Below are 2,420 nucleotides of genomic sequence, written 5' to 3'. Positions count from 1 at the left end.
GGCGTGGTCGTCTTATCGGTCGAACCAAAGGCGGCATGAACACCAAGCTGCACGCCATCTGCGACAGTCAGGGACGACCGATCGACCTGTTCGTCACCGCCGGACAGGTCAGCGATTACATCGGCGCACGCGCATTGCTCAGCAGCCTACCGACCGTCATGAAGAACCGGATTGGCCGCCCAATCGTATCGGTGACGGCATGCAGCTTGGTGTTCATGCCGCCCTTGGTCCGCCCAATCAGACGTCCACGCCCCCCTTTTTTGGGCGATTGTATATTTGACAAACCCGTTCCCTGTGTTGCATCGTCATCTCGTGCGGTAGCTTAAGCGGATAGAGTGCGCCCGCCTTAAGCGGGACAGGAGATCAGAAGCCTTTGACCCGAGGTGCGGGTTCGAGTCCCGCCCGCACGCCCTCAATCTTCTTTTTTGTCGTCCTTCGGCTTCTGCTTCACAAGCTTCTTGAGCCGTTCCTCAAAGCGCTTTTCGTCGTCGTCAGATTCTAGCTGACGGGCGGCTTCTTTAAAGCGTTCTAGTTGGGATTTTTCCTTTTTCATTTGGCCATTATAGTGATTCGGCGGCGCTCCGAACATGCCTGCAATACCGTTTGCTTGTAATTTTAACGCAGCCTGTAAGTCTTTGAGAAAATACACTTTACGGGGATGCAGCATCATAAACGCAAATTGCCGTTGACTCTTATGCTCTTGATGCCACAGGATGTTGCGTAAGCGGTCCTAAACCGCACAACATAGGCCCCGTGGCGGAATGGTAGACGCAGCCGTCTTTAAAACGGAAACCGTGCAAGGTGTGTGGGTTCGAGTCCCACCGGGGTCACCACAATACGGAGGTCGCTATGCCAAGAGCGCCAACTATGAACGATATTCGTTCGCGGCTTGAGAGGATCAGGCGCGAAATTGAGAAGCTTCAAGCCCAGGAGTCCTTACTCCTCGAAATGCTAGACGAAACCCCTACGCCCAAACAGACGCGAGCGGTCAAGGGTAGCGTCAAAACCACGGTTCTTGACCTACTGGAAGAGGTTGGCAGAAGCGGCCTTAATGCAGCCACCGCTGTGGACCTAGCAAAGGAAAAGGGAATTGACCTTGAGCGCGGCTCTGTATCCAGCCTACTGTCGCGACTCAAGACTGATGAAGTTGTTGTCTACGATGGCAACGCCTATCGTTTGAAAAAATTCACAGAGATGCCGGGGGTTACCCCGCTACGAACTTCGGGTGACAGGTCGTTCTGATCTTTTGCTGCGAGGCCCACTCCCTCAGAGATTAGCCGTGGAAAGCAATCTGAGGGAGTGGTTCACGTCCACAAGGAAAGGATTCCCCATGGACAAATCTACTGACGACAAAAAGGTCGTCTTCCGGCCCTACATCACGACCAAAGATGGTCGCCGTATTTGGGCCAAGTGGTATGGCAAGAAAGCGTTCCGCATCGAACTCTGACTTGCCGCGAAAGCCGGAGGGAGCAGGAAACTGCTCCCTCTTTCTGTGAATGACGCAACCGGCGAACCGGCACCGTGCAAGGTTTTTGCCACCACAAGGAACAGTGTAGTCACTTCTTGCCTGCGTTGAAGCGTTTGCTGACGCGGGCGCAATTGATTGAATCATTGCCGAGCTATTGAGCGTATGTGAGCCGCTTGCCGACAACACCGCGCAGGGCGATCTGCCCGCGCGCAACATCATCCACACCATTTACGACTCGGTTATTATACCGGAACTCAAACTCTGCCGCGTAGCGGTGCAGGTGCTTCTTGGCGCAGTGCTGATAGACGCCCTTCATGCCGCGCTTGAAGATGGAGAAATAGCCTTCAATCGTGTTCGTGTGAACGTCGCCGCGCACGTACTCACCGGCACCGTGGCGCGTGAAGTCGTGTGTTGCGAAGGTGTCGCCAAGCTTGACGTACTGACCGGCTTCATCGGTGTAGACGACAGCCTCTGCCGCGATGTTCGCCTTGAGGATCGGCAGGAGCGTCGTAGTCTTGAGGTCGTCCACCACCATGCTGCGGGCGCGGCCCGTGTTGCGATCCACGAGGGTCAGAAGCTTGTGCTTGTGTGCGTATCCACGGCCCCTCTTGGTGTGCTTCGGCTTGATGGTGCGGTCGTTGCCGATGAACGTCTCATCCACTTCGACCGTGCCGCCGCCAGCGCCGAACTCAACGGCACCATCGGAGCGCATCGCCTCACGGATGCGATGCGACATGAACCAAGCGGACTTGTGCGTGATTTCCAAAACGCGGTGAAGCTGGTGGCTGCTGATGCCCTTCTTGCTGGACACCATCAGGTAGATAGCCCCCTGTGTCAGCGTAGTTGTCCGCCGCTCTATTTTCCCTCTATTTCTCAGGTGGGCGGGATAGGACGATGATTTGGGATATTCACCGGAACGTAAGTCGGCTGTGCTGAAGCGGATGCTACCGCC

The 2,420-nt window shown here is 55.6% G+C and carries 3 protein-coding genes, 1 tRNA gene and 2 pseudogenes; 3 read left to right on the top strand and 3 right to left on the bottom strand.

Features of this window, described 5'->3' with window-relative positions; translation table 11 throughout:
• Positions 1-152 (top strand): annotated as a pseudogene (locus ROA7023_RS23300) (IS5/IS1182 family transposase); the annotation flags it as partial.
• On the opposite strand, the pseudogene ROA7023_RS24260 reads toward ROA7023_RS23300, so the two are convergent.
• Positions 149-262, bottom strand: a pseudogene (locus ROA7023_RS24260) (IS5/IS1182 family transposase); the annotation flags it as partial. The pseudogenes ROA7023_RS23300 and ROA7023_RS24260 sit on opposite strands and share 4 nt — an antisense overlap.
• Positions 263-311: 49 nt before the next feature.
• Here ROA7023_RS24260 and ROA7023_RS24645 point away from each other — a divergent pair.
• Positions 312-410: transfer RNA gene (locus ROA7023_RS24645), tRNA-OTHER, on the top strand.
• A 2-nt stretch (positions 411-412) separates the two neighbouring features.
• Here the strand turns inward: ROA7023_RS24645 and ROA7023_RS24255 are convergent.
• On the bottom strand, positions 413-670 hold the full coding sequence (locus ROA7023_RS24255) for a hypothetical protein (protein ID WP_143535736.1): 258 nt from the start codon (positions 668-670) through the stop codon (positions 413-415).
• 197 nt (positions 671-867) lie between these two features.
• Here ROA7023_RS24255 and ROA7023_RS23295 point away from each other — a divergent pair, with 197 nt between their 5' ends.
• Positions 868-1,242, top strand: a complete 375-nt coding sequence (locus ROA7023_RS23295; protein WP_085881323.1) for a helix-turn-helix domain-containing protein — start codon at positions 868-870, stop codon at positions 1,240-1,242.
• A 377-nt stretch (positions 1,243-1,619) separates the two neighbouring features.
• Here ROA7023_RS23295 and ROA7023_RS23290 read toward each other — a convergent pair.
• Positions 1,620-2,420 (bottom strand): IS1595 family transposase (locus tag ROA7023_RS23290; RefSeq protein ID WP_234992432.1); only part of this gene is annotated, 801 nt, incomplete at its 5' end.

The sequence above is a fragment of the Roseisalinus antarcticus genome, assembly GCF_900172355.1.
Classification (GTDB): Bacteria; Pseudomonadota; Alphaproteobacteria; order Rhodobacterales; family Rhodobacteraceae; genus Oceanicola; species Oceanicola antarcticus_A.
This window is presented reverse-complemented; position numbering and strand designations above follow the sequence as displayed.